The organism is Spongiimicrobium sp. 3-5 (genome assembly GCF_046557915.1).
In the GTDB taxonomy this organism is placed as follows: Bacteria; Bacteroidota; Bacteroidia; order Flavobacteriales; family Flavobacteriaceae; genus JBHEBG01.
The window spans coordinates 217,604-243,161 of the sequence record NZ_JBHEBG010000004.1 but is presented as its reverse complement, the minus strand read 5'-3'; the positions used below and the strand labels follow the sequence as shown (position 1 = coordinate 243,161).

The following is a 25,558-nucleotide window of genomic DNA, read 5'->3' as shown; positions in this document are numbered from 1 at the left end:
GTTTACCTTGTTTAGGTTTTAACTTGGATTCTTAAGCCGCAGACCATTGTATTTCTGTAACTTTATGGAAAAATAGAACCTTTGGGATATGGAACGTTTAAATACTGAGGAAATAGAGAATCGACTTCAAAAACTGCAGGGATGGGAACTGGTGGATGGTGCCTTGGAAGCTTCTTTTCAATTTGAAAACTTTAAAGAAGCCTTTTCGGTCATGACCCGTATTGCATTTGAGTGCGAAGCGCAAAATCATCATCCGGACTGGCACAACGTATATAATTCCCTTACCATTCGCCTTAATACACACGATGTAAACGGAATTACAAACAACGATTTTGCCCTTGCGGAAATCATTGAGAAATTGATAGTGTAAAGTGGAAAACAACACTGAGATTTACATTTGCAACCCTTTCAAATTTTGTTAAATTTGTGGCTGTTCAATTAAATATGATGAGATAATGGGAAGAGCTTTTGAGTTTAGGAAGGCACGTAAAATGAAGCGATGGTCCGCAATGTCAAAAGCATTTACGCGCATAGGCAAGGACATTGTTATTGCAGTTAAAGAAGGCGGCCCCGATCCTGACTCCAACTCTAAACTCCGGGCGGTTATTCAGAACGCAAAGTCTGTAAACATGCCCAAAGACAACATTGAAAGGGCAATAAAAAGGGCTTCGGACAAAAACTTGGGCGACTTTAAGGAAGTTCTTTTTGAAGGGTATGCTCCCCATGGTATTGCTATATTGATAGAGACTGCCACCGATAACAATACGCGTACGGTAGCCAATATCCGTAGTTATTTTAACAAATGTAACGGTAGTTTAGGCACCTCTGGTTCTGTAGAATTTATGTTTGATCATACTTGTAATTTTAGAATTGATGCGGAAGGAATAGACGCGGAAGAACTAGAGTTGGAAATGATCGATTATGGGGCGGAAGAGGTCTTTGTAGATGATGATGGAATTCTGATCTATGCGCCCTTCGAAAGTTTTGGTGCCATCCAGAAAGAATTGGAATCGCGTAACATTGAAATACTATCTTCGGGTTTTGAGCGTATCCCTCAGGTTTCCAAAGAACTTAATGATGAACAAGTGGCCGAAGTAGAAAAACTACTCGAAAAAATAGAAGAAGACGATGATGTACAGAACGTGTATCATACCATGAAAGAGTAGAAAAAACCAAATCCTCCATTTTTTTCCTTATCCCTTGTAATCTGGTCCAAAATCTTGCGACTTAATTTGTTAGATGATATTTCCATTATTTTGGTGCTCATAAAATTTGCATGCGTTGTTGTTACATTAAATGGGGCAACCATATTGTGCTTCCAATGAAAATTAAAAGCTACAACGGCGCTATTTTTTGGACGTTTACTGTCTTAATAACAATACCTTATAATGAACTAAGCCACTGATTATGAAAAAATACATGCTTATTCTTTTTTGCACTTTTAACCTACATGTACTTACCGCCCAAGAGATGACCCCCGATACATTGAAGGCCTTAATTACCCAGGTAGCGGATACACTTCAAAACAATGGAAATTCCATACAGTTTCTTTACGAAGAAAAAATGCTGATTTGCATCTATGATGAGAATGCAAACAGGATGCGTATTATTTCACCCATAATTGAACGCAACAAAATAGAGGAAAAAGAGCTTTTGAATGCTTTGGTAGCCAATTTTCATTCTGCTCTAGATGTAAAATACGCCCTAAGTGATGAAATTATTTGGTCCGTGTTTACCCATCCATTGAAAGAGCTAACAGAGCATCAGGTATTGGATGCCATACACCAAGTTTATGCGGCAGCGGTTACTTTTGGCACTACCTACTCTAGTACCAACCTTGTCTTTCCCGGAAATACTAAGAAAAAAGAGGAAGAAAAGCCCGAAAAAATTCTCAAAAAGACTTAGAAACTGTATTCTGGCACCTTGCCTACCACACCTTTAAAAAAAGAAGTGTAAAGCTCAAAATCAGCTGCCCTATCTTCCGTAGGGTAATGGGCCTGTGAGACCTTCACCTGTTTTTTGCCATAATCAAAAGCTACCATAACAATGGGTACATCCGCAGCTTTGGCAATGTAATAGAACCCGGTCTTCCATTTGTTGACCTTTTTTCGAGTCCCTTCGGGTGACAGTGCCAATCTAAACACTTTTCTATCCTTAAAGATCCCGGAGATCAGTTGTACACTGTCATGTCTTTCACTTCTGTCTATTGGAGCACCACCGGTTGCCCTTAAAAACCAACCTGCCGGAGGTTTAAACAGGCTCTTTTTTGCTATATAATTAATTTCAATATTAATTATCTTACGAACTACAAGACCTAGGAAAAAATCTACCCAACTGGTATGTGGCACAACAATTACAATGCACTTGTCCAAATCAGGGAAAGTGCCCAAGAGTTTCCATCCTAATATCTTAAAATATATAAACTTGGCCAGAAATTGCATATAGCTATTTATTATTGTCCCATGCCTTTGTTGAAACTTTTTCAGGGCAATAATGCCAAATGCGAATCAAAAAAGAGTATTGCTGTATTAAGGATTCATTGCGAACAATGGATTTAAATTTTCTTATAGATGGCTTTTAATTTGCCAGGTGTAATAATGTTTTTCCAATTTTTTCCCAAAGCGTTCTCCCAAAGCGGTTCTAAGCTTAGGGCAATAGATATCATGGTGTCTAGTTCAGCATCGGTCAGTCCGGCGCATACCCCTGTAGGGAACTCAATACCGTGTTTTTCTTTCATTCTGTTGAAAAGACATACTCCTTCCGGATAAAACTCGCTTAAGTGTTGAAACACCAAGCAATTCCCCATTCCGTGTTTAACCCCCAAAACAAAACCTAGTCCGTAACTCATTGCATGGGCCACACCAACTTGGGAATAGGCTATGCTCATCCCACCATGCCATGAAGCCATCATTAATTTTTCTCTGGATTCAGACTCGGAAAGGTCTCCCAAATACACTTCCTTGCACAGCTCTAGTGCCTTTTCGCCATAACTTTGGCTAAAAGCGTTTAAATATGTACCGTTTAAGGATTCTATGCAATGAATAAAGCAATCCATACCGGTATAAAACCATTGGTCTTTGGGTACATTGTTCAACAGCTCCGGATCTAACACTACCTGATCAAAGGTTGTATAGTCAGAATTGATACCCAACTTTCTTTCGGGTCCCAAAAGTACCGTAGTACGGGATACTTCTGCACCTGTGCCACTAATTGTAGGAATACCAACGTGGTAAATAGACGGTTTTCCCACCAGGTCCCACCCCTGGTAATCTGCTGCACAACCACTATTGGTAAGCAAGATGGATACAGCTTTGGCCAAATCCAACAAGGTACCTCCCCCTATTCCAACAATACCGGAAGGCGGTTCGGAAAAGTCTTTCTTAATTTTGTTCACCAAGGCATCTACCTGATAGGTTTTGGGTTCTTCCTCTGCGGAGACAAAAATAATCTGATCGTTAAAAATCAGTGGTATTTTACGTTCTAACCCGCTATTCTCAAAAACATCATCAACCAAAAAAATAAAGGGTGCTTCGGAATGTACCCGTTTTGGCATTAAGATATCTCCTAACTGGTTAAAGCTTCCTTTACCAAAAACAACCCTGGGAACCATAGGAAAGTTCATGAATTTTTTGGAAGATCTTGGGGGGGTCTTTTTTGTATTTTGATAAAGTTTAGACTCCATAGGCTAATTGTTCAAATACTTTAATATATCCAATATCGCACTTAGGGTCAGGTGGTTATTGGTCTGTTCGGCAACGGGTACTTCCTCGTGTTTCCACGTTGTATGAAACGGAATGTGCACCGCTTTTGCGCCGATATTAACAATTGGTAAAACATCGGATTTAAGAGAGTTTCCTATCATTAAGAATTCCTCTACCTTAATCTCCAAATGATCCAACAGGTTTTTATAGTTTTCCTCTTTTTTGTCGCTTAATACTTCCACATGATGAAAATACTTGGATAGGCCCGATCGTTCCAGTTTCCGCTCCTGATCCAATAAATCTCCCTTGGTTAGGACAATAAGTCTATACTTCCCCGATAGTTTTTGTAATACCTCCTCTACTCCATCTAAAAGTTCTACCGGATGGGAAATCATCTTTTTACCTAGATTCAAAATTTCCCAAATCGTTGCTTTTGAAACCTTATTATTTGAAATATCCATTGCGGACTCTACCATGGAAAGCATAAACCCTTTAATTCCATATCCATAGAGTTCAAGATTTTTCATCTCCATTTTAAAAAGTTCTTGATCGATCTTGTTTTTGGTTTCATAATTTTCCAAAAGATCGGCGAACTTTTCTTCCGCTTCCCTAAAGTAGGTTTCATTAACCCATAAGGTGTCATCGGCATCAAATCCAATGACCTTTATATTGCTGTAATCTATTTCCATGCTTTTTTAGCCCTTTCTAAGTCTTCTGGTGTATCAATTTCTATACCAGTTACGTGTGTTTCCACCATTTTTATTTTCTTTCCATATTCCAAATAGCGAATAGCCTCAATTTTTTCGGTAGCTTCCAAGGAAAGCATGGGTAAACGTTGAAAATCCATTAAAGCGCTTTTCCTAAACGCGTAGATTCCTTTATGCTTAAAATATGTTATGTTTTCGTCTTTCGATCTAGGATATGGAATTCGAGAGCGCGAAAAGTACAACGCAAAATTTCTATTGTCCACTATAACCTTTACCGTATTTGGATTGTCTATTTCTTCTGGATCCGTAATCTGGGTCATTAGTGATGCCAAATCTATTTCCTTGTCTATATCATCTTGGAATACGGCCAACACACCGGCCAAACTTTCCCTATCGGTAAAAGGCTCGTCTCCTTGTACATTTACGATAATATCCACGTCCATGGACGACACGGCTTCTGCAATTCTATCGCTTCCGCAATCGTGCTCTTTTAAACTCATAATAGCCTTACCACCAGCACTTACCACCGTATCAAAAATTACCTCGCTATCGGTGGCCACAAATACTTCTTGGAAGAGACCCGTGCGTACCACTGCTTCGTAGGTACGCAATATCACGGGTTTTCCTTCCAAGTCTTGCATTAATTTGGCAGGAAACCTGGAAGCTGCATAGCGAGCAGGTATCACAGAGATAATCTTCATTTTGTTTTTAGTTTTTCTTAGGTCTCAATTTTCTATAAATCAAGAATATCATAACCAGAATAATGATTACTAATAGTGCAGCGAGCATTGGGGCAAAGATAGAAGCTGTGGATACCACTACCGCGGTGCCTGTTTCCATGGTTGACACCAATGGATTTGCCAAACCTCCGGTGGTTGCGGTAGAAGCCAATCTACTTGTGGCACCCGCTCCCTTTATTGCCGTTGCCGTTCCTCCTCCGGCTATAATGGCCAAAGACCAGGTTACTACCGGATCCATATTGGCGATAGTGGAGACCATAACCGCGGTCCCAGCTATTGCAGCTAAAGGAATGGCGATACTATCCAATAAATTATCTACCCAAGGAATAAAATAGGCGAATATTTCTACCAAGGTGGCGATACCCAGCGTAATAAGGGCCGCCAAACTTCCTATCCACTGCCAACTTTCATTGAGTTCCCAAACATTGAAGTAAGCGGCCAAACTTAAGGCAAACAAGGGTAAAAACACCCTAAAGCCCACCGAGGCAGCGAGTCCAATTCCCAAAAAAATGCTAATAATAGTTTCGGAAGTCATGCGTAAATCTTTGGCACTAAAATAGCGTATTCCTAATCAACAAAAAAATCGTCTTTAAAGCCAATTAAATACAGCTGATTTTTAGCTCTGGTAACCGCAGTATACAACCATCGCAGGTACTCCAAATCTATACCGTTAGGTAAGTACGGCTGTTCTACAAAGACTGTATTCCATTGCCCTCCCTGAGATTTATGGCAGGTAATGGCATATGAAAATTTTACTTGAAGCGCATTAAAATACTTATTGTTTTTAACGGCCAGGAACTTCTTGTATTTAGATTTTTCCATGGCATAATCCTTCAACACTTCTTGATACAATCGGTTGCCATCATCATAGGATAAAGAAGGGGTCTCCGCCTTAATGGTGTCTAGCAAAAGTACGGTCTCAAATGGTTTTTGATTGGGGTAATCGACCATTTTTACTTTTACTTCCGCAAACTTAAATCCGTAGAGTTCCTTTATGGCAAAAATCTCCAATATTTCAATGATGTCACCATTGGCTATAAACCCGGCTTCCGTAGTTGGTTTTAACCAAAAGTAGTTATTCTTTACCACCATCATGTAATCACCCGTGGCCAGTTCGTTTTCCAAATATAGAATACGGTTCCTTATGTTTTCGTTATAAAGGTTTGCTCGTTTATTGGAACGTACAATTATGGCTGTTTCTTCCTTTCCATACTGACTATAGGCATTGTCAATGGCTTCTTGGATATCGTGCCCATCAATAAGACGGACAATATCTTTATAAGGTGCCACATTAAAACTAAATGTATCTGCAGCATAACGTTGTTGTTCGCGTAGGTTTGTAGCATTCACCAGTATTCCAGAATTCTCTGCTTGGCGCACCACTTCGTCAAGCTCTAGCAAAATAACGTCCTTATTATAATTTAAGGTCAATTTGTCCTCATCCAAGGCTGGACTGAGGCTTAAATGAACGGGGGGTAATTGTGCCGTGTCGCCAATCAATATCAATTTACAATTATGTCCGGAGTAGACAAACATCAATAAATCATCCAACAAAGAGCCATTATCGAACAATTTTGAGTCGGCCGGCGCATCAGGTATCATAGAAGCTTCGTCCACTATAAAAACGGTATCCCTATGCTTGTTGGGGGCCAGTACAAAACGTACCCCGCCACCACTTTCCTTCTTTGGAAAATAGATTTTTCTATGGATGGTAAAAGCTTGGGTATTTGCGTAATTAGACATTACTTTGGCGGCCCTACCCGTGGGAGCCATTAATACCGCTTTCATTTTGGTATTCCAAAGATTGGTCACAATAGTACCTATTATGGTGGTTTTCCCTGTACCTGCAAATCCTTTTAACAAAAAAATGTTATCTTTTTCCTTGGATAAAAGGAAGTCGGTAAGCTTTTGTAGGGCAAACTCTTGTTTAACGGTGGGTTCGTGTGGAAACTTATCCCTCAAAATTTTGTAGAAAGAAGCGGATGTGAGCATATTCATAGGTTACCAAAGATAATCAGGATTTTTAGGCCAAAACCTTTTACGATTAAAAAAAAATTGTAGATTTGTGATAACCGCTAAATTTAATTAACACTAATAAAATGAAGACCATAATTCAAGTTGTACTTTGGGTAGTATGTATCGGTTTAGGATTTTTAATCTATAAATCCGTGAATGCTCCTATTGAATTTAAAAAGGTAAAACAAGAAAGGTTTGCCAAAGTTATATCCAAACTTAAGGATATCCAAAAATCCCAGGAGTCCTATAAATTTGTTAACGGCAAATACGCAAACGATTTTAAGACATTGGTGAGTTTTGTTGATACTGGTAAAATTACCATTACGCAGCAAAGGGATTCCTCCTATATGGAGTTCGATAAAACCTATGGAATTGACTTGCTAAAGGAAGTTAAAATTATAGATACACTTGGTTTTGTTTCTGTAAAGGACACCCTTTTTGGCAATGACGATAGATATAAGACAATGATGAATGTACCAGGTGCGCCAAACGGCGAAAAGTTTGATTTGGAATCTGGTTTCATTGATAGAAGTGGATACAGAGCAGCGGTTTTTGAGGCCAAGGTTAAAAAGAACGTTGTATTGTCCGATCAACCGAAAGATTTGTTATTGATAGAAAACTCCCATATGAGTGTGGAAGAGGTAAACGGAACGGAAATTAAGGTTGGATCAATGACAGACGTAAGTACCAACGGTAACTGGCCTCCGATCTATGACAAAAAAGAGGACAATTAGCACCTTAGAAAATTCTTCAAAAGAATATCATAAATTGTCCATTCAAGTTAGCTTGAATGGACTTTCTTTTTGTGTGCTCGATACTATCGGGAACAAAATTGTGGTCTCCGAAAATCTCGACTTCGGAAACGAGCTATCGCCATTTGATCTTCAGAAAAAAACAAAAGAACTTTTTGCGGCCCACCAAATCACTGATTTTTCCTTTTCCGAAGTTACGGTGATCCATAAGAACAATTTATTCGGCCTAGTACCCAAAGCCCTCTTTGATGAAAAAGAACTGGCAAATTATCTGAAATTCAATACCAAGATATTGGCGAACGACCATTTAGAATTTGATGAGATCGAAAGCTATGATATGGTAAACGTTTACGTACCTTTCGTTAACATCAACAACTATATCTATGACCTTTTTGGCGAGTTTGAGTTTATGCACAATGCTACCATACTCATACAGACCTTATTGAACACCCACACCAACGGCAATGAACCCGTATGTTATGTGCATGTTTCCCCAAAGCAAATGGAAATTACGGTGTTGTCCCATAAAAAGCTTCTTTTTTACAATAGTTTCCAGTACACTTCCAAAGAAGATTTTATCTATTACCTGCTATTTAGCTTGGAGCAGTTAAAATTGGACACCGAAACAACAAAACTTAGACTTTTTGGGGCCGTTGAAGAAGACGATGAAATTTATTCGATATGTTTCCAGTACATTCAACATATTTCAATTTTTGTTACCTCTAGTGGTCATGATCATTTGGAAGATGTAGCTAAGGACTCCATAGATTTCACCATTTTAAATTCGCTCTAAGTGCGTATCATATCTGGCAAATATAAGGGCAGACGAATAAGTGCGCCGAAAAGGTTACCTGTGCGCCCAACTACTGACATGGCCAAGGAAGCACTTTTTAACATTCTCAACAATACATACTATTTTGATGAAATTTGTGTTTTGGATCTTTTTGCGGGTACGGGTAATATTAGTTATGAGTTTGCATCGCGCGGAACGGACCAAATCGTTTGTGTAGATGCGGACCATGGTTGTGTAAAGTTCATCGATAAAACGGCCCAAGAGTTCGGTTTCGGCATCACAACAGTTAAAAGCGACGCTTTAAAATATCTAGAAAAAACAACGTATAAGGCAACTATTATTTTTGCAGACCCTCCATACAGCATGTCCCTTACGGATTTTTCCAAGATTCCCGAAACCGTATTCAACAATAAATTACTCCTAGAGGGGGGCGTGCTAATCATTGAGCATTCCAAACAAACGGACTTATCGCATTTAGCACACTTTACAAATCAGCGAAAGTATGGCGGGAGTATTTTTAGTTTTTTTGAACGCGAGTAACACTTACCATCACCGGTGTAAAAAAGCAGGCCATAAGCCGGATTCTGTGACCGTCAATGACGGGTCCTTATCATTTATCTAGACATTTGGTTGCCCAAATGCTCTAACCGCCTACCCTTCAACTTGGGCGTGCAACCCTTAAACGCTGATATACATGGCGTTGCACCGTATAGAGTTTACCTGATTTCACTACAGCATTACCTGTACCTGCTTTCTGTTGCACTAGTCCTCTCCCGTAAAACGGGATGACGGGTGTTACCCGCTATACTGCACTTTGGTGTCCGGACTTTCCTCCCCAAAACCTTGAGGCGATAAGGTGACCTGCTATTTACAAAGGTACGGCAATAGGGAACAATTGTTGATAAAAAAACGCTTAAACTAACCAAAACAAACCACAGAATAGCCTGCTATTTTTATATTTGTAGGTAAGCCATTGGCATTCCATTTTGAATGCCAAAATAAAGTTGATTCTGTTGGAACCTTTCATTGTATCTGCAAGAAAATATAGACCACAAACCTTTAAGGATGTTGTAGGGCAGCAGGCCATTACCAATACCCTGACCAATGCAATAGACAATAATCATTTGGCGCAAGCTCTGTTGTTCTGTGGCCCAAGGGGTGTAGGAAAGACCACATGTGCCCGGATTTTGGCCAAAAACATAAACCAAGATGGTACAGAAATTGCCGATGAGGATTTTGCCTTCAATATTTTTGAGCTAGATGCCGCTTCCAACAATTCCGTGGACGATATCCGAAACCTCATCGATCAGGTACGTATTCCTCCCCAAGTAGGGAAATACAAAGTGTACATCATTGATGAAGTTCATATGCTTTCTCAATCTGCTTTTAACGCTTTTTTGAAAACGTTGGAAGAGCCGCCCAAGCATGCCATCTTTATTTTGGCGACCACAGAGAAACATAAAATTATTCCTACCATTCTTTCTCGTTGTCAAATCTTTGATTTTAAAAGGATTACGGTAAAAGACGCCGCAAATTATCTAAAATATATTGCTGAAAGTCAGGAAATTGAGGCCGAGGATGATGCCTTGCACATTATTGCTCAAAAAGCGGATGGCGCTATGCGCGACGCCTTATCCATCTTTGATAGAGTGGTGAGCTTCTCCGGAAAAAAATTGACCAGAAAGGCCGTTACCGAAAACTTAAATGTACTAGATTACGACACTTATTTTAGAGCTACGGAATTGATATTGGACCACAATATACCTTCATTATTGATCCTTTTAAACCAAACCTTGGCGAAGGGTTTTGACGGACATCACTTCATTTCCGGACTGGCATCGCATTTTAGGGATCTTATGGTGTGCAGACACCAAGAGACCATTGGCCTCTTGGAAGTGGGTGAGGAAGCAAAAAAGAGGTATCTGGAGCAATCCACGAAAACTGCTCAAAGTTTCTTACTAAAGGCCCTAGAAATAGCGAACGATTGCGACCTTAAGTATAAAACCAGTAGAAATCAACGTCTTTTGGTTGAACTATCCTTAATGAAACTTTCCTCGATTAATTTTGAGGACGAAAAAAAAAATCCTGATTCCGGAAATGTAGACCTCACGGCAACCGAGTCCTTGGTACCTGCATCTCGCTATAAAACTCCAAATAGTACCCCAACCACACCTGTTTTAACGTCACAACCCACCGAAAAAGAGCCCTCCCAAGAAATGGTGGCCGATACAACGCCCATTGAGGACGGCATGGCCGAAACTTCTCCCTTACAAGATACTACGGCTACAACCGGTACTATAGTGGCTTCTAAGGTAGACACCCTCACCAAACCGAAGCCGGCTACAAAAAAAATTAAACTAGACATTCATTCCAAAAGGGTATCGGCACTGTCCTTATCTAGCCTAAAGGCGAAAAAAAACCATGAACTAAATAAAAAAGATACCCAAATAGATGAGAGCGAATTGCCCAAAACGGCTTTCACAGAAGAGGAAATGATACATCATTGGGACAATTACATAAAAAAAATAGATGCCAAAGGGCAAAAAATATTGGCCTCTAATCTAAACGCCGATGTTCCCAAATTAGGAAAAGACCATACATTGCATATAGAACTTCCCAACGGCACCATGAAAAAAGAAATTGAAAGGGAACAATATGGGTTAATGACCTACTTAAAAGAAAAACTGAATAATTACGCTATTAGCCTGCAAATAAAGGTAAATGAAGAAACTGCCAAAAAATTTGCTTTTACTCCAGAAGAAAAGTACCAAAAACTTCGAGAAAAGAACCCGGCAATAGACCTGCTAAGAAAAGAGTTTGATTTAGATCTTTGACTTTTTAACAAAGCGCAATCTTAGTACAAAAGCAAACATTACCAGGGCAATGATTAAAAGCCCAAAGGCTTCTCTACCTTCCTCTACCGTAGCAATATCCCCATCACCAATTGCAAAGCCCTGAAAATTTTTCGGAAACATATAGAAAAAACCCATTAGTCCAAAAATTCCTAGTAGCAGAGGTACCCTAAAGGAGATGCTTTTCCACACAAACCAAAAAGAGACAATCGCGGCCGTACCGTAAATAAGTATCCAAATAAAAGGATCGGGGTCGTTGTATTGCAACACTGCCGAAAATACGAACAGCAGGCCAAAAGCAAAAGCAAAAATCTTAAAGAAAATCTTCATGTCTTACAAAGATAAAGATGATATTTTGATGAAACCTTTAATCGCTCTATTTTTGTGTACAAATACTAAATAATGCTAGGTTTAAAACTACCGACCGATCCAAGGTGGGTGAACATTGTTGAAAAAAACATAGACGAAATCCTAACTGATCATGCCTATTGCGAACAAAAAGCTGCCAGTACGGCTATTTCGCTTATTGTGAGCTTTCCGGAATTCACCGATCTTACCAAGGAGATGATTGCGTTATCCCGCGAAGAAATGGGGCATTTTAAAATGGTACACGACCGCATCCTTGCGCGTGGAAAGTCTTTAGGGCGCCATAGAAAAGATGACTATGCCATTGCATTGCTCAAATTTTTCCCTAAAGGTGGCAGTCGTACTACCCAATTGGTGCATCGCCTACTATATGCTGCGCTTATAGAAGCGCGAAGCTGTGAACGTTTTAGGTTGTTATCGGAGCAATTGGAAGACAAGGAACTGGCAGATTTTTATCATAAGCTAATGATTAGCGAAGCAGGCCATTATACCATGTTCCTTGCTTTTGCCAGACAATATGGAGATCGGGAAGAGGTAGACAAGAAATGGCAAGCTCTTTTAGATTACGAAGCCGCTATTATGAAAGAGTTGGGAAAGAAAGAAACCGTCCACGGTTAATCCTTAAAAGTTTACTTAGGGCTTTCCTTGTAATAAAGGGTTTTTATAATCCCATCGGAAAGACCAATTTTGGGAACATGTATTTTTTTTGCACCACTCCATTTGGCGGCAAAAAGATAAATTCTGGTAGCCGGAATAATAACATCTGCCCGATCTGGGTTAAGGCCAAGTTCTGAAAGCCTGTCCTCATAACTCATACTTTCCAAAAACCGGTACTGTGCATTTAACCAAATGTAAGACAATGCCTCACCTTCCTTTCTTCCCGAAAGCTTGTGCAATTTATTAATATTTCCGCCAGAACCTATAATGGATATTTTGGGCAGGTCTTTGGTATTTTCCTTTATCCAGACTTCAATTTGGTTCCATATACTCTTGTCTACCATGTCTTTTAGCAAACGTACCGTACCAATCTTAAAGGATTTGGATTTCTTTATTTTGCTATCGGAAAATATGGTAAACTCCGTACTGCCACCGCCCACGTCGATATACAAATAAGATTGATCTTTCTGAATGAGTAACTTTAAATCTGTGGACGCAATGATGGCCGCCTCTCTTTTGCCATCTATCAGTGTTATCTCTATACCGGACTTCTTGCGGATGTTTTCAATAATCTGGTTTCCGTTAGTGGCTTCTCGCATGGCCGATGTAGCACAGGCCATATATTGCTCTACCCCATGAACATCCATGAGTAATTTAAAAGCTTTCATGGTCTTAAGCATTCGAGAGGTATTGGTTTCTGATATTTTTCCCTGGGTAAAGGCATCTTCACCTAAACGCACAGGAATTCTGATAAGGGCACTTTTTTTAAACTTGGTTTCTTTTTCTTGTTCTTCTATTACGTTCTGTATTAAAAGTCGGATAGCATTGGAGCCAATATCGATGGCGGCAAACTTGCGAATCCTTAAAACCCCCTCACTCATTGTTCAGTTTATTCAAATAGTAATCGTAGGTAGCAAACTGTGATCTTGTTTTTACAATGCCACCTTTCCTATAGGCGTTATCTTGCTCACCGGAGAACACTCTGGCTTTCATGGAGTCGTTCCAACAGATATCAAAGGTATCCAGTAATTCTTGTTTAATGTCCTCATCATAGATAGGACAACCAACCTCTACCCTATAGTCTAAGTTTCTGGTCATCCAGTCCGCAGAGGAAATGTAGATTTTTGGCTCATTATCGTTGCAAAAAACAAACAATCGGGTATGTTCCAAAAATTTATCTACAACACTAATTGCCTCAATATTATCGCTCATACCTGGTACCCCCGGAATTAAACAGCACACACCCCTTATAATCAATTGTATCTTTACTCCTGCCCTACTGGCCTCATACAGTTTGTCTATCATTTTATATGAGGTAAAACTGTTCATCTTAATTTTTATGAATGCCTCTTTGCCTACTATGGCGTTGGCTATTTCGTTATCAATGAGCTTTAGAAAAGTACTTTTTGTGTAGTGCGGAGAGACGATGAGATGCTTGTACTTTTTTATTTTATAAGTGGTTACAAAGAAATCAAAAACCTTGTTCAGTTCCTTTAAAATTGGCTCATAGGCGGTAAAAAGGGTATAATCCGTATAAATTTTTGCCGTAGACTCGTTGAAATTTCCGGTACTAACAAAACCATAACGTTTTATGCCATTTTCTTCTTCCCTTTCTATAAGGCATATTTTGCTGTGTACTTTTAGCCCGGGAACCCCAAAAATAAGATTTACCCCTTCGGCCTGCAGCTGTTCTGCATATTCTATATTGGCCTGCTCATCAAACCGGGCCTGGAGTTCTATCTGCACGGTAACCTGTTTTCCATTCTTTACGGCATTAATCAGTGAAGCGGCCACCTGTGAGTTATTCGCCAACCTATATACGGTAATCTTAATGCTTCTTACTTTAGGATCCAAAGCTGCTTCCCTAAGAAATTTAATGATATAGGAAAATGTATGATAGGGTGTATATTGGAGGTAATCTTTCTTTGCTATCCTTTCCAAAAGACTGCCTTCCAAGGCAAACCCCTTTACAGGTAATGCCGTAATCTTATCATACAAGAGGTCCTGTCTTCCCAAACTAGGGAAACTGATATAATCTCGTCTATTATGATAGCGTCCACCGGGAATTACACTATCCGTATCTTCAATGGCCATTTTCTCCTTCAGAAATTGAAGCGTATCCTTTTCAATATTCTTATCGTATACAAAACGTACCGGATCGCTAATTTTACGATGTTCTACGCTTGATGATATTTTTTCGATAAAACTTTTACTAAGATCATTGTCCATATCCAATTCCGCGTCCCTGGTAATTTTAATCATATGGGCCGAAATAAAATCGTAGTCGAACATATTAAAAATAGAGTCCAAGCAGTATCTAATCAGGTCATCCAAAACAATGATATAGCTCTTGCCGTCTTGTTTTGGTAATTCTACAAACCTATCTATTCCTTTTGGGATTTCTATAAGGGCATATCTAATTTCTCTATTCTCCTCTCCTTGTTGTTCTTTTATTACAATTTTTACGGCCAAGTATGCGGCAGTATCCTTTAGGGTAGGGAAATCGGTAAGGTCGTTAAGGATAATGGTCATTAAGACGGGGCTTACTTTTTGTAAAAAGTAGTTCTTAACATATTCCGATTGTGCTTCGGTAATTTCTTTTTCATTGATCAAAAAAATACCTTCCTTTTCTAGCTCTTCCTCTATGTCCCTGAGTATTTCCAGACTTTTTGCCTGTTGATTTATTACCACTTCCGTAATTTCCTCGAGTAAATCCTTAGCCTTTTCTCCACCAAGCACACTTTTTCCTGTCTTACCCGCTTCTACAATACGCTTTACCGTAGCATAACGCACCTTAAAAAATTCGTCTAAATTGTTAGAAAATATGCCCAAAAACCGAAGGCGTTCAATTAAGGGAACGTTCATATCCTCGCTTTCCTGTAACACGCGCTCGTTAAAACGCAACCAACTGATTTCGCGGTTGATGTACTGGTTTTTGATCTTGGTCATTATCTTAGGGTTTTTGGGAACAGCATTTGTTTTGTGGTACCCTTGGCCAGTTTTTTCCAATCAGTTACATCAAAATATAACTGCACTAAACCGCTCGTGGGAACATTGTCAATATACTTATTTCCCAAAGAATTGGCAATATTGGTGAAGGCATAGTTGTGACCAAAAATCATGACAGTATTTAGCGAATTTGGAAGACTGCCCACAAAGTTAAGAACATCTTCCCCAGAAAAATCGTACAGTTCATTGGTTACCCTAAATTTGGTTAGCGGAAAATTGAGTTTTCTTAAGAATATCATACATGTATGAAGTGCCCTATTAGCAGGACTAGAAAAAACCGCGTCCAGTTCAACCTTCTGGGCACCAAAGGTAGAAGCTACCAAATGTCCATCGTTTATTCCGCGTTCTTTTAAGGGCCTATCCCTATCATTCACTTGATAATCCCAAGACGATTTTCCATGGCGAACCAATATAAGCTGTTTCAAACTGTATAATTTAGGGGGCTAATCGTTCAATTGCCCAGTTATAATCTGGTTGTAAAGTATATCTAATCCTATCGTGTAACCTATTTGGTCTACCTTGCCAAAATTCTATGGACGTGGGTTTAACCAAATAACCTCCCCAATCTGCAGGTCTAGGAATTTCTTTGTTCTGATAGTGGTCTTCCAGGGCTGCAAGTTTTTCTTCCAAAACCTCTCTGGAACTAATTACACTGCTTTGGTCAGACACAATAGCTCCAAGCTTGCTACCTTGTGGTCTGGATTCAAAGTATCCATCGGATAAATTTTCCGCGATCTTTTCCGCTTTTCCTTTAATAATTATTTGGCGCTCTAAATTAGCCCAAAAGAAAGAAAGACAAACGTTCGGGTCCTTTGCTATTGCCCTGCCTTTTTCACTTTTATAATTGGTATAGAAAATAAAGCCCTCGAAAGTATATTTTTTAAGTAGCACTACCCTGCTCTTGGGGAAACCATCCAATCCAATAGTAGCTAGTGTCATGGCATTGGGCTCGTCTGCTCCTCCAGAATTCTCTACTTCATAAAACCACTTCTGAAAAAGCTCCATAGGGTTGTCCGAAACAGTGGTTTCCATTAGCTCACTTTTCTGGTAAGATTTCCTATAATTGCTTAGGTCCTTTTGCATTTTAGCCTATTATATTGACAAGATATTCAAAGTTCCGCAAAAAGATATCAAAAAGAAAGGTAGCGGCCCTTTTTATATCATAATTATTACTTCTTGGGAAATAGATACTGTGAGAAAGTGGTGTTAAAGTTCGAACACCTTTCCGTCATCCGCCAAAGCTACCTGGGCAAAGATTTCTTGAGCCTCTTCCTTAAAAAGTTCTATGGACTTGTATCTTGTGGAATAATGCCCTAGAATAAGTTGCCCTACCGACGCATCCGCAGCAATGCGGGCAGCTTCCTTAGCTGTAGAATGCTTGGTTTTAGTAGACAAATGTGCTTCGCTTTCCAAGAAGGTAGACTCATGATACAAGGCATCAACTTCTTTAATTTGCGGTATAATATCGGGTTTATAACCTGTATCACTACAATAGGCATAACTTTTTGGTGAATTGGGATCGAAGGTAAGTTCAGCATTGGGCACTACGGTACCATGATCCAAAGTAACATCTTTTCCGTTTTTGATGTTCTGAAAATAGGCCCTGTCTATCCCCAAGGATTTTACCGCATCTACATTAAGTTTACGCGCTCCCAACTTCTCACGGAAGAGAAAGCCGTTGGTGTAAACCCTATGATCTAGGGGTATCGTTTCAACGGTTACCTTGTTGTCTTCAAAAATCTTCTCCGGATTTTTAGAGGTTAGTTCATGAAAAAGTAAGGGATAGTCCGTCCAAGAATCTCCAAGTTTTAAAAGTAAGGTAAGAGCTTCTTTAATTCCCTTTGGGCCATAGACGTTCAATTCTTTTTTTCGGCCAAGTAATCTAAAGGTGGAAATAAGGCCTGGAAGTCCAAAAAAATGATCGCCATGCAGATGGGAAATAAAAATGTGGTCTATTCGTGAAAATTTTACCTTGAGCTTTCTAAGTTGTACCTGTGTGCCTTCTCCACAGTCTATCAGAAAAAGGTGGTTTTTAATTTCCAATACCTGGGCTGTAGGATTCGTAAGTGTTCTCGGTGTGGCCGCATAGCAACCTAATATTTGTAACTTCACAGACGATTGTTGATTTTCACAGGTCCAAATCCCTTTCTATTTCTTCCATCATTATAATATCCTTTGCTTCCTGTACCGTGGGCACCACCGAAATTTCATCGGGGACCTCTTCATATGACACCTTATTGGTAACCAATACAAAAGACTTTTTTGCACTTCTATGTGTATTGGATATGTGTAAAAATTCGAGAATATCACCTGCCGATAGCTTGGTGAATGAAAAGAGATTCACTATTATATGGTCGTTCTTTAGTTTTGGGTAAGTTTTTTCTAAATTTTCCAAGAATTTTTTTAACGATATATTTTCTTGAAAAACAATAGTTGTATTGCCGTTTTTATCCAAAATCATAACGTATCATTTTATTTTTGAAGCCAATAGATATATTACCGCCATACGAATTGCCACTCCGTTCTCTACCTGATTTAGTATAATAGATTGTTTGGAGTCTGCGACATCGCTTGTAATTTCTACACCGCGGTTTATAGGGCCGGGGTGCATTATCACTATTTCCTTGTCCAAGCTATCGAGTAATTTTTTATTTACCCCGTATTGTTGGCTATATTCCCTGGTGGTAGGGAAATAGCTGATATCCATACGCTCGTTTTGTATTCTTAGCATATTGGCCACATCGCACCAGTTCAAGGCTTTTCGTAAGTTGGTCTCTACTTCTATCCCCAAAGATTCTATATGTTTAGGGATTAATGTTCTTGGGCCACATACCTTTACGTTGGCTCCCTGCAATTTAAGAGCAAAAATATTGGAGAGGGCCACTCTAGAGTGCAAGATATCACCAACGATTACCACATTTTTATTGCTTACGTCCCCCAGTTTTTCCCGAATCGAAAATGAATCGAGGAGGGCTTGGGTAGGATGTTCATGGGCACCATCACCTGCATTGATAATTGATGAGTTTACATGTTTGGACAAAAAAATACCTGCACCCGGATTTGGATGTCGCATTACCACCATATCTACCTTCATAGATAAGATGTTGTTTACCGTATCTATTAGGGTTTCTCCTTTCTTTACCGAGGATTGGGCTGCCGAAAAATTGATAACATCGGCGGATAATCGTTTTTCAGCGAGTTCAAAGGATAATTTGGTGCGTGTGCTGTTTTCAAAGAAAATATTGGCGATGGTAATGTCCCTTAAGGAGGGTACCTTTTTAATTGATCGGTTAATTACCTCCTTAAAATGGTCTGCCGTTTCAAAAATGAGCTGAATATCTTTCTCTTTCAGATATTTTATTCCCAACAAGTGGTTTACGCTCAATTCACCCATTGCACTAATTGTTTACTAAATAAATTACGTCCTTTCCTTCGTTTTCTTCCCACATCACCTTTACTTTTTCTTCATTTATAGCATCTACCTGTCGCCCTCTATAATTGGGCATTATTGGTAAATGACGACTAAAGCGCCTATCTATAAGGGTCAATAATTCTATTTCTTTGGGTCTGCCAAAAGATTGTATGGCCGTAAGTGCGGCCCTAATGCTCCTTCCTGTGTATAGCACATCATCTATAAAGACCACTTTTTTATCATCTACCAAAAAATCGATTTTTGTAGTGTTTGCTTCCAAGGTTTTTTCACCTCGTCTAAAATCGTCCCTATAAAAGGTAATATCCAAAAATCCGAGTTCTATGTTGGTTACCCCATAGTCTTCCTTAAGAATCTTGGTAAGCCTTTCAGCCAAAAAAATACCGCGTGGTTGAATACCTATTAAAACTGTTTCTTTGAAATCTAGATGGTTTTCCAAAAGTTGACAGGCCAATCGATGCAGTATAATGTGAATTTCTTTAGAGGAAAGAAGTACTTTTTGACTCATAGGTTAGGTGACCAACACTTTTGAAGTACAAAAATAGGGATTTCTAGCCAATATTCTCTCAACTGCGCAAATTAGTGATTATTGGTTGTTCGCCAGAAACATTTGGTGGTAAGCTGTCTCCATAAAAAAGCCCCGACATGCACATGTCGGGGCTTTTGATTCCTTCTTATTATGAAGGGAAGTTTTACGGAGGCTTACTTTTTCTTGGAGCCAGCTTCCATTTTATCCTTCAACGCTTGCAGTTGCTCATTGGCATCACCTAATGTAGGTTTGGCCTCATCGGAGCCTGCGGCCTTTTTCTTGGCGGCAGTCCTTACATTGCGTTGTTCCTCTTCTCTAAAGATAGCGGTATGACTTGCAACCACTCTTTTGAATTCTTTGTTGAACTCAATGATCTTAAATTCCGCTTCTTCTCCTTTACCTAGTTTTTTGCCGTCTTCTTTCTCTAGATGACGCTGTGGTACAAAAGCTGTAATATCCTCGTTAAAGTCTATTGTAGCTCCTTTGTCCACGATTTCGGTAATGGCAGATTTATGTACTGTACCCAAGGCAAATTCCTTTTCGTATTTATCCCATGGATTATCGGTTGTTTGTTTGTGCCCTAAACTTAGTTTACGACCTTCAACATCCAATTCCAATACTTCTACTTCCAAAGTATCGCCTACGGTAACAAATTCTGACGGGTGCTTCACCTTCTTGGTCCATGAAAGATCTGATATGTAGATCAATCCATCAATACCTTCCTCAAGTTCTACAAAAACACCGAAATTGGTAAAGTTTCTAACAATTCCTTTATGTCTGGAACCAACCGGGTATTTTGTAGTGATATCTGTCCAAGGATCTGGAGTCAATTGCTTAATGCCCAGAGACATTTTACGATCTTCCCTATCCAAAGTAAGTACAACGGCATCTACTTCGTCACCAACTTTAACAAAGTCTTGTGCGGAACGTAAATGGGTAGACCAGGACATTTCAGAAACGTGGATTAAACCTTCCACACCTTCGGCAACTTCTATGAACGCGCCGTAGTCTGCAATGACCACCACTTTACCTTTAACCTGATCGCCAATTTTTATTTCATCGCTCAAAGCATCCCAAGGATGTTTGGACAATTGTTTTAAACCTAATTGGATTCTAGATTTGTTATCATCAAAGTCCAGAATTACCACGTTAAGTTTTTGATCTAATTCTACTACTTCGTTGGGGTGATTGATCCTACTCCAAGAAAGATCGGTAATATGCACCAGTCCGTCTACTCCTCCAAGGTCTATGAACACACCATAAGAAGTAATGTTTTTCACAATACCTTCGAGTACTTGTCCTTTTTCTAATTGACCAATGATCTCTTTCTTCTGTTCTTCTATATCGGCCTCTATCAAGGCTTTATGTGATACTACCACGTTTTTGAATTCGTGGTTGATCTTAACAACCTTAAATTCCATGGTCTTCCCAACATACTGATCGTAATCGCGAATAGGTTTTACATCGATTTGTGAACCAGGTAAGAACGCTTCAATGCCAAATACATCTACGATCATACCACCTTTGGTCCTACATTTTACAAATCCAGTAACTACTTCTTCCTTATCATGGGCTGCATTTACCCTATCCCAGGCCATAATGGTTCTGGCCTTTCTGTGAGAAAGTACAAGCTGTCCGCTTTTATCTTCTCTAATATCTATTAAGACTTCTACTTTATCGCCAATTTTTAAATCGGGATTGTATCTAAATTCGTTTAGCGAAATTACACCTTCAGATTTAGCGTTGATATCTATGATAGCTTCGCGATCGGTAAGATATACCACGGTACCTTGTACCACTTCTTCATCCGCAGTGTCTACAAAATTTTCGGCTACCAATGTTTCGAACTCCTTTAATTTGGAATCGTCTACACGCTCAATACCTTGCTCATATTTTTCCCAATCAAATTCTTCTAAAAATGCTTTGGGATCCTGTACGGGAGCTTCTACTTTTGTTTCCTTTGTTGCTTCAGCAGTTTCTTCTACCGGAGCTGTTGTTTTTTCTTCAGCCATTTGCTGATTTAAATTTGTATTCCGCAGTGCTACAAGAGTTAAACAATTACTGCGAAAGTTGTTATTTAGTTTTTCATCCCTTTTCCTCTTGATTTTTGTTAAAAAGGAGTGCAAAAATACAATTAAAAAATGGTTTTACAAACGGTATGTATGAGAAGGTTGGGTATGCTGGTACAATTTTGGGGATTGCGGGCCTAAATTCTCGGATAATTTGTATATTCCACCCAATAAATATTAACCATTAAAAAATACATTTATGAGTGTTAAAGCAAAGTATCAAGGTGTTTTAAGTCTTGGCGAGCAATTGGGAATAAAGGATGGCAGCATAACAGAAGAAGGTGGCGTTCTAAAGATAAAAGGTGTGGCCAACACCCCTTATGAAAAAGACCTTTTGTGGGATAAGATTAAAGAACTTGGCGGGGAAAATGCTTCGGACATAAAAGCCAACATATCCGTTGCCGATGACTCTGTATATCATAGACATGTTGTTAAAAGTGGCGAATCACTGAGCAAAATAGCCAAGCATTACTATGGCGATATGATGAAATACAAGCAGATTTTTAGTGCCAACACCAATATACTGAGCAATCCCGATGTTATTCATCCGGATCAGGTTTTGGTAATCCCTAATCCATAGGTTTATCTACTGTACTCATTGTGCGGAGTGTTTTTTAGTGTTAAGTACGCTAAATTTCCTCACTGCGCACAATGAGACAGTTAGTAAAATTAGTTCTTCTTTGGCTTTTCTATTACTCGAAGCGCATAGCCATAAATTCTTTCGAATTGTTCTTTTAGGCCCATATCGCTATTATCGAACTCTATAGCATCTTCGGCCTTCATCAACGGGGAAAATTCTCTATGAGAATCTATGTAATCCCTATCTTGAACATTTTTAAGTACCTCTTTGTAGGTGACTTTTTCTCCCTTTTCCAAAAGTTCTTTATAACGCCTAGTTGCACGTGCCTCTGGGGAAGCTGTCATAAAAATCTTCAATTCCGCCTTGGGAAACACTACGGTACCAATATCCCTTCCGTCCATCACAATGCCGGCTCCTTTGCCTATAGTCTGTTGCATAGCTACCAGTTTTTGCCTAACGGCTTCAATGGCGGCAACTTTGCTCACATATTTTGATACCTCTAGCGTGCGTATTTCTTTTTCTACATTTTTTCCGTTAAGGTGCATTTCAGCATAACCAAGCTCGTCGTTATACACAAATTCCAATTGTACCTTGGCCAATGATTGCACCAAATCTTCATCATTTTCCACCTTGGGGCCTATAAAATTGTTTCGCATTGCAAAAAGGGTCACTGCCCTGTACATGGCCCCGGTATCTACGTAAATATATCCCAAGGCTTTTGCCAGTTGCTTGGCAATTGTGCTCTTCCCCGTGGAGGAATATCCATCTATGGCAATTGTGATTTCTTGCATCATCGTTTAAAAATAACTAGAATCCCTAGCATAAAAAAACAAGTTGAGGATTGTGCATTTGTATCAATCTATACATCCAAAAGGTGAAGGGTTTAATCTTAGGCAATACCGATTAAAGCTTTTTTGCATTTTTCACCTTCTGAGCCGTAACGGCTATATCAATGACCTCGCTCATATCACTCACATAATGAAAGGTTAACCCTTTAAGATAGGCTTCTTTAATTTCAAGGATATCCTTTCTGTTTTCTTCGCTAAGAATTATCTCTTTGATTCTGGCCCGTTTAGCGGCCAAAATCTTTTCCTTTATTCCGCCAACGGGTAACACTTTACCTCTAAGGGTAATCTCACCGGTCATGGCTAAACTCTTTTTCACCTTTCTTTGTGTAAATAAGGAAACAAGAGAGGTAAGCATAGTTATACCGGCACTTGGTCCGTCTTTGGGGGTGGCGCCTTCGGGCACATGTATATGTACGTTGTAGGTTTCAAAAACTTCTGGGTTTAAGCCAAAGGTATCCGCGTTAGATTTTATGTATTCCATGGCAATGGTAGCGGATTCCTTCATAACCTTGCCCAAATTTCCGGTAATACTCAAAGTGCCTTTTCCTTTGGACAGGATGGATTCTATGAACAGAATATCCCCACCAACCCTGGTCCAGGCCAGTCCGGTTACTACACCTGCCACATCGTTATTCTCGTATTTATCCCTTTCCAAGCGTGCAGGACCCAATACTTTTTCTACATCTTCGTTGGTAACTTTTACATTATAGGATTCCTCAATGGCGATGGACTTCGCTGCATTACGTACCATTTTTGCAACCTGTTTTTCTAGTGATCTCACCCCGGACTCCCTGGTATACCCTTCCACAATTTTCTCAAATTGAGGTTTTCCAATTTTAAGGTCCGTAGAAGACATTCCATGCTCCTTTAATTGTTTTGGAAGCAAATGTCTTTTGGCAATCTCTACTTTTTCCTCAATGGTATAACCCGTTACATGAATAATCTCCATTCTATCCAAAAGTGCCGGCTGAATGGTAGAAAGGTTGTTTGCTGTTGCAATGAACATTACTTTGGACAGGTCGTAGCCCATTTCCAAAAAATTATCATGAAACTCCGAATTTTGTTCCGGATCCAGTACCTCCAACATGGCCGATGACGGATCTCCTTGATGGCTATTGGAAAGTTTATCTATTTCGTCCAAAATAAAGACGGGATTGGATTTACCGGCTTTTTTAATACTTTGTACTATTCTTCCTGGCATGGCTCCAATATATGTTTTTCGGTGGCCCCTTATCTCGGCCTCATCGCGTAATCCGCCTAGGGACATACGCACATATTGCCTCCCTAAGGCCTCTGCCACGGATTTCCCTAAAGATGTTTTACCCACACCAGGAGGGCCATATAAACATAGAATGGGAGATTTCATATCATTTCTAAGCTTAAGTACTGCCAAATATTCCACAATTCTTCGCTTTACATCTTCCAGTCCATAATGATCCCTATCCAATATTTTTTGCGCTCTTTTTAGATCAAATTTGTCCTTGGAAAATTCGTTCCATGGAAGGTCCAAAAACAGGTCCAAATAGTTCCTTTGAATGGAATATTCCGCTACTTGGGGGTTCATCCGTTGCATTTTGGCCAATTCCTTATTGAAATGCTCAGCAACGTTTTTGTTCCATTTTTTCTTTTTCGCCTTTACACGCATATCGTCCAATTCTTCGTCGTACGATACCCCGCCCAACTCTTCTTGGATCGTTTTCATTTGTTGATGCAGGAAATACTCGCGTTGCTGTTGGTCCATATCGCTCCTTACCTTGGACTGAATATCGTTTTTCAATTCCAGTTTTTGGAGCTCAACATTCATGTATTTAAGTGTGGCCAAGGCTCTTTGTTGTAAATCACCAATTTCTAGGAGTTCTTGTTTCTCCTTTACATCCAAATTAAGGTTAGAAGACACAAAGTTTATTAAGAAAGAGTTGCTCTGTATATTTTTAATGGCAAAGCTAGCCTCGCTGGGGATGTTGGGATTGTCTTTAATAATTTGCAATGCCAACTCCTTAATAGAATCTATTATGGCCAAAAACTCCTTATCTTCCTTATCTGGCCTATCTTCCCCCGTTTCTCGGATGGTAGCTGTCATATAAGGTTTTTGGGTAAGGACCTCTGCAATTTCGAAACGTTTTTTCCCTTGGATAATAACGGTAGTGTTGCCATCTGGCATTTGAAGCACCCTCAATATTCTTGCAACGGTACCCAACGTATTGATATCCTTTATCCCAGGGTTTTCAGTCTCTTCGTCTTTTTGGGAGACCACCCCTATTACCTTAGAGCCATTATTGGCGTCCTTTATTAATTTTATGGATTTGTCTCGCCCGGCGGTAATCGGAATTACTACCCCAGGAAACAATACCGTATTCCTCAATGGCAATATCGGAATGGTTTCGGGCAAGTTTTCCCGATTCATTTCTTCCTCGTCCTCCGGGGTCATTAACGGAATTAACTCCGAATCCTCATCAATTCCCTGTAAGGACATATTGTCAAAATTTGAAAATTTAGAATCTCCCATAGT

The 25,558-nt window shown here is 39.5% G+C and carries 27 protein-coding genes and 1 other RNA gene; 9 read left to right on the top strand and 19 right to left on the bottom strand.

Features of this window, described 5'->3' with window-relative positions:
• Positions 1-88: 88 nt before the first annotated feature.
• The 3 genes from ACEQ81_RS15435 to ACEQ81_RS15425 all read left to right on the top strand — a co-directional run bounded on the left by ACEQ81_RS15435 (position 89) and on the right by ACEQ81_RS15425 (position 1,905).
• Entirely contained in the window at positions 89-370 is a 282-nt protein-coding gene (locus tag ACEQ81_RS15435; RefSeq protein ID WP_411031811.1) for a 4a-hydroxytetrahydrobiopterin dehydratase, read from the top strand.
• A gap of 85 nt (positions 371-455) precedes the next feature.
• Complete coding sequence (locus ACEQ81_RS15430; protein WP_411031810.1) at positions 456-1,166, top strand: YebC/PmpR family DNA-binding transcriptional regulator; 711 nt, start codon at positions 456-458, stop codon at positions 1,164-1,166.
• Between the two features lie 241 nt (positions 1,167-1,407).
• A complete protein-coding gene (locus ACEQ81_RS15425; protein ID WP_411031809.1) occupies positions 1,408-1,905 on the top strand; it encodes a hypothetical protein in 498 nt (165 codons plus the stop codon).
• Here the strand turns inward: ACEQ81_RS15425 and ACEQ81_RS15420 are convergent.
• The 6 genes from ACEQ81_RS15420 to ACEQ81_RS15395 all read right to left on the bottom strand — a co-directional run bounded on the left by ACEQ81_RS15420 (position 1,902) and on the right by ACEQ81_RS15395 (position 7,146).
• The gene (locus ACEQ81_RS15420; protein ID WP_411031808.1) at positions 1,902-2,441 is read right to left on the bottom strand and encodes a 1-acyl-sn-glycerol-3-phosphate acyltransferase; all 540 of its coding nucleotides are present in this window, start codon (positions 2,439-2,441) and stop codon (positions 1,902-1,904) included. The genes ACEQ81_RS15425 and ACEQ81_RS15420 overlap by 4 nt on opposite strands.
• A gap of 113 nt (positions 2,442-2,554) precedes the next feature.
• Complete coding sequence (locus tag ACEQ81_RS15415; protein ID WP_411031807.1) at positions 2,555-3,682, bottom strand: iron-containing alcohol dehydrogenase family protein; 1,128 nt, start codon at positions 3,680-3,682, stop codon at positions 2,555-2,557.
• Between the two features lie 3 nt (positions 3,683-3,685).
• Entirely contained in the window at positions 3,686-4,390 is a 705-nt protein-coding gene (locus ACEQ81_RS15410; protein ID WP_411031806.1) for an HAD family hydrolase, read from the bottom strand.
• Positions 4,381-5,109, bottom strand: a complete 729-nt coding sequence (gene kdsB / locus ACEQ81_RS15405; RefSeq protein ID WP_411031805.1) for a 3-deoxy-manno-octulosonate cytidylyltransferase — start codon at positions 5,107-5,109, stop codon at positions 4,381-4,383. Before kdsB ends, ACEQ81_RS15410 begins: the two co-directional genes overlap by 10 nt.
• Positions 5,110-5,116: 7 nt before the next feature.
• Positions 5,117-5,683 (bottom strand): DUF4126 domain-containing protein, encoded by a 567-nt coding sequence (locus ACEQ81_RS15400; RefSeq protein WP_411031804.1) that lies wholly within the window; start codon positions 5,681-5,683, stop codon positions 5,117-5,119.
• A 32-nt stretch (positions 5,684-5,715) separates the two neighbouring features.
• Positions 5,716-7,146 (bottom strand): ATP-dependent RecD-like DNA helicase, encoded by a 1,431-nt coding sequence (locus ACEQ81_RS15395; protein WP_411031803.1) that lies wholly within the window; start codon positions 7,144-7,146, stop codon positions 5,716-5,718.
• 101 nt (positions 7,147-7,247) lie between these two features.
• Between ACEQ81_RS15395 and ACEQ81_RS15390 the strand changes: the two genes are divergently transcribed.
• Genes ACEQ81_RS15390 through ACEQ81_RS15380 form a run of 3 tightly spaced genes read left to right on the top strand, consistent with a single transcriptional unit; the run spans position 7,248 to position 9,249 of the window.
• Positions 7,248-7,898, top strand: coding sequence for a hypothetical protein (locus ACEQ81_RS15390; protein WP_411031802.1), 651 nt, complete (start codon positions 7,248-7,250; stop codon positions 7,896-7,898).
• Complete coding sequence (locus ACEQ81_RS15385) at positions 7,876-8,709, top strand: DUF3822 family protein (RefSeq protein ID WP_411031801.1); 834 nt, start codon at positions 7,876-7,878, stop codon at positions 8,707-8,709. The genes ACEQ81_RS15390 and ACEQ81_RS15385 overlap by 23 nt, the downstream gene beginning before the upstream one ends.
• A complete protein-coding gene (locus ACEQ81_RS15380; protein WP_411031800.1) occupies positions 8,710-9,249 on the top strand; it encodes an RsmD family RNA methyltransferase in 540 nt (179 codons plus the stop codon).
• An 18-nt stretch (positions 9,250-9,267) separates the two neighbouring features.
• Here ACEQ81_RS15380 and rnpB read toward each other — a convergent pair.
• Positions 9,268-9,577: RNase P RNA component class A (gene rnpB, locus ACEQ81_RS15375), an RNA gene on the bottom strand.
• 145 nt (positions 9,578-9,722) lie between these two features.
• Here rnpB and ACEQ81_RS15370 point away from each other — a divergent pair.
• Entirely contained in the window at positions 9,723-11,543 is a 1,821-nt protein-coding gene (locus ACEQ81_RS15370) for a DNA polymerase III subunit gamma/tau (RefSeq protein WP_411032032.1), read from the top strand.
• Here ACEQ81_RS15370 and ACEQ81_RS15365 read toward each other — a convergent pair.
• Positions 11,532-11,891: a transmembrane 220 family protein gene (locus ACEQ81_RS15365; protein WP_411031799.1), complete on the bottom strand. Its 360-nt coding sequence runs from the start codon at positions 11,889-11,891 to the stop codon at positions 11,532-11,534. The genes ACEQ81_RS15370 and ACEQ81_RS15365 overlap by 12 nt on opposite strands.
• Positions 11,892-11,963: 72 nt before the next feature.
• On the opposite strand from ACEQ81_RS15365, the gene ACEQ81_RS15360 reads away from it, so the two are divergent.
• Entirely contained in the window at positions 11,964-12,545 is a 582-nt protein-coding gene (locus ACEQ81_RS15360) for a tRNA-(ms[2]io[6]A)-hydroxylase (protein WP_411031798.1), read from the top strand.
• Positions 12,546-12,556: 11 nt separating this feature from the next.
• Here ACEQ81_RS15360 and ACEQ81_RS15355 read toward each other — a convergent pair whose 3' ends face one another.
• The 9 genes from ACEQ81_RS15355 to rpsA all read right to left on the bottom strand — a co-directional run bounded on the left by ACEQ81_RS15355 (position 12,557) and on the right by rpsA (position 21,564).
• Positions 12,557-13,465: a Ppx/GppA phosphatase family protein gene (locus ACEQ81_RS15355; RefSeq protein ID WP_411031797.1), complete on the bottom strand. Its 909-nt coding sequence runs from the start codon at positions 13,463-13,465 to the stop codon at positions 12,557-12,559.
• Positions 13,458-15,533, bottom strand: coding sequence for a polyphosphate kinase 1 (gene ppk1 / locus ACEQ81_RS15350; RefSeq protein WP_411031796.1), 2,076 nt, complete (start codon positions 15,531-15,533; stop codon positions 13,458-13,460). The genes ACEQ81_RS15355 and ppk1 overlap by 8 nt, the downstream gene beginning before the upstream one ends.
• Positions 15,533-16,018 carry a SixA phosphatase family protein gene (locus tag ACEQ81_RS15345; RefSeq protein ID WP_411031795.1) on the bottom strand — a complete coding sequence of 162 codons (486 nt, stop codon included), beginning with the start codon at positions 16,016-16,018 and terminating at the stop codon, positions 15,533-15,535. Before ACEQ81_RS15345 ends, ppk1 begins: the two co-directional genes overlap by 1 nt.
• Before the next feature lie 10 nt (positions 16,019-16,028).
• Positions 16,029-16,676, bottom strand: a complete 648-nt coding sequence (gene pdxH / locus ACEQ81_RS15340) for a pyridoxamine 5'-phosphate oxidase (protein WP_411031794.1) — start codon at positions 16,674-16,676, stop codon at positions 16,029-16,031.
• Between the two features lie 123 nt (positions 16,677-16,799).
• The gene (locus ACEQ81_RS15335) at positions 16,800-17,705 is read right to left on the bottom strand and encodes a ribonuclease Z (protein ID WP_411031793.1); all 906 of its coding nucleotides are present in this window, start codon (positions 17,703-17,705) and stop codon (positions 16,800-16,802) included.
• Positions 17,706-17,721: 16 nt separating this feature from the next.
• Positions 17,722-18,054, bottom strand: a complete 333-nt coding sequence (locus ACEQ81_RS15330; RefSeq protein WP_411031792.1) for a ribonuclease Z — start codon at positions 18,052-18,054, stop codon at positions 17,722-17,724.
• Between the two features lie 6 nt (positions 18,055-18,060).
• A complete protein-coding gene (locus tag ACEQ81_RS15325) occupies positions 18,061-18,987 on the bottom strand; it encodes an aspartate carbamoyltransferase catalytic subunit (RefSeq protein ID WP_411031791.1) in 927 nt (308 codons plus the stop codon).
• 4 nt (positions 18,988-18,991) lie between these two features.
• Positions 18,992-19,531, bottom strand: coding sequence for a bifunctional pyr operon transcriptional regulator/uracil phosphoribosyltransferase PyrR (pyrR, locus tag ACEQ81_RS15320; protein WP_411031790.1), 540 nt, complete (start codon positions 19,529-19,531; stop codon positions 18,992-18,994).
• 194 nt (positions 19,532-19,725) lie between these two features.
• Positions 19,726-21,564: a 30S ribosomal protein S1 gene (gene rpsA, locus ACEQ81_RS15315; RefSeq protein ID WP_411031789.1), complete on the bottom strand. Its 1,839-nt coding sequence runs from the start codon at positions 21,562-21,564 to the stop codon at positions 19,726-19,728.
• 256 nt (positions 21,565-21,820) lie between these two features.
• On the opposite strand from rpsA, the gene ACEQ81_RS15310 reads away from it, so the two are divergent.
• Entirely contained in the window at positions 21,821-22,201 is a 381-nt protein-coding gene (locus tag ACEQ81_RS15310; RefSeq protein WP_411031788.1) for a LysM peptidoglycan-binding domain-containing protein, read from the top strand.
• An 89-nt stretch (positions 22,202-22,290) separates the two neighbouring features.
• Here the strand turns inward: ACEQ81_RS15310 and cmk are convergent, their stop codons facing one another.
• Entirely contained in the window at positions 22,291-22,992 is a 702-nt protein-coding gene (gene cmk / locus ACEQ81_RS15305) for a (d)CMP kinase (RefSeq protein ID WP_411032031.1), read from the bottom strand.
• A gap of 112 nt (positions 22,993-23,104) precedes the next feature.
• Positions 23,105-25,555, bottom strand: coding sequence for an endopeptidase La (gene lon, locus ACEQ81_RS15300; RefSeq protein WP_411031787.1), 2,451 nt, complete (start codon positions 25,553-25,555; stop codon positions 23,105-23,107).
• Positions 25,556-25,558: the final 3 nt, after the last annotated feature.

Coding starts and splice junctions, on each gene's coding strand:
- ACEQ81_RS15435 (WP_411031811.1), top strand. CDS start 89: ATGGAACGTTTAAATACTGAGGAAATAGAGAATCGACTTCAAAAACTG.
- ACEQ81_RS15430 (WP_411031810.1), top strand. CDS start 456: ATGGGAAGAGCTTTTGAGTTTAGGAAGGCACGTAAAATGAAGCGATGG.
- ACEQ81_RS15425 (WP_411031809.1), top strand. CDS start 1,408: ATGAAAAAATACATGCTTATTCTTTTTTGCACTTTTAACCTACATGTA.
- ACEQ81_RS15420 (WP_411031808.1), bottom strand. CDS start 2,441: ATGCAATTTCTGGCCAAGTTTATATATTTTAAGATATTAGGATGGAAA.
- ACEQ81_RS15415 (WP_411031807.1), bottom strand. CDS start 3,682: ATGGAGTCTAAACTTTATCAAAATACAAAAAAGACCCCCCCAAGATCT.
- ACEQ81_RS15410 (WP_411031806.1), bottom strand. CDS start 4,390: ATGGAAATAGATTACAGCAATATAAAGGTCATTGGATTTGATGCCGAT.
- kdsB (WP_411031805.1), bottom strand. CDS start 5,109: ATGAAGATTATCTCTGTGATACCTGCTCGCTATGCAGCTTCCAGGTTT.
- ACEQ81_RS15400 (WP_411031804.1), bottom strand. CDS start 5,683: ATGACTTCCGAAACTATTATTAGCATTTTTTTGGGAATTGGACTCGCT.
- ACEQ81_RS15395 (WP_411031803.1), bottom strand. CDS start 7,146: ATGAATATGCTCACATCCGCTTCTTTCTACAAAATTTTGAGGGATAAG.
- ACEQ81_RS15390 (WP_411031802.1), top strand. CDS start 7,248: ATGAAGACCATAATTCAAGTTGTACTTTGGGTAGTATGTATCGGTTTA.
- ACEQ81_RS15385 (WP_411031801.1), top strand. CDS start 7,876: ATGACAAAAAAGAGGACAATTAGCACCTTAGAAAATTCTTCAAAAGAA.
- ACEQ81_RS15365 (WP_411031799.1), bottom strand. CDS start 11,891: ATGAAGATTTTCTTTAAGATTTTTGCTTTTGCTTTTGGCCTGCTGTTC.
- ACEQ81_RS15360 (WP_411031798.1), top strand. CDS start 11,964: ATGCTAGGTTTAAAACTACCGACCGATCCAAGGTGGGTGAACATTGTT.
- ACEQ81_RS15355 (WP_411031797.1), bottom strand. CDS start 13,465: ATGAGTGAGGGGGTTTTAAGGATTCGCAAGTTTGCCGCCATCGATATT.
- ppk1 (WP_411031796.1), bottom strand. CDS start 15,533: ATGACCAAGATCAAAAACCAGTACATCAACCGCGAAATCAGTTGGTTG.
- pdxH (WP_411031794.1), bottom strand. CDS start 16,676: ATGCAAAAGGACCTAAGCAATTATAGGAAATCTTACCAGAAAAGTGAG.
- ACEQ81_RS15330 (WP_411031792.1), bottom strand. CDS start 18,054: ATGATTTTGGATAAAAACGGCAATACAACTATTGTTTTTCAAGAAAAT.
- ACEQ81_RS15325 (WP_411031791.1), bottom strand. CDS start 18,987: ATGGGTGAATTGAGCGTAAACCACTTGTTGGGAATAAAATATCTGAAA.
- pyrR (WP_411031790.1), bottom strand. CDS start 19,531: ATGAGTCAAAAAGTACTTCTTTCCTCTAAAGAAATTCACATTATACTG.
- rpsA (WP_411031789.1), bottom strand. CDS start 21,564: ATGGCTGAAGAAAAAACAACAGCTCCGGTAGAAGAAACTGCTGAAGCA.
- ACEQ81_RS15310 (WP_411031788.1), top strand. CDS start 21,821: ATGAGTGTTAAAGCAAAGTATCAAGGTGTTTTAAGTCTTGGCGAGCAA.
- cmk (WP_411032031.1), bottom strand. CDS start 22,992: ATGCAAGAAATCACAATTGCCATAGATGGATATTCCTCCACGGGGAAG.
- lon (WP_411031787.1), bottom strand. CDS start 25,555: ATGGGAGATTCTAAATTTTCAAATTTTGACAATATGTCCTTACAGGGA.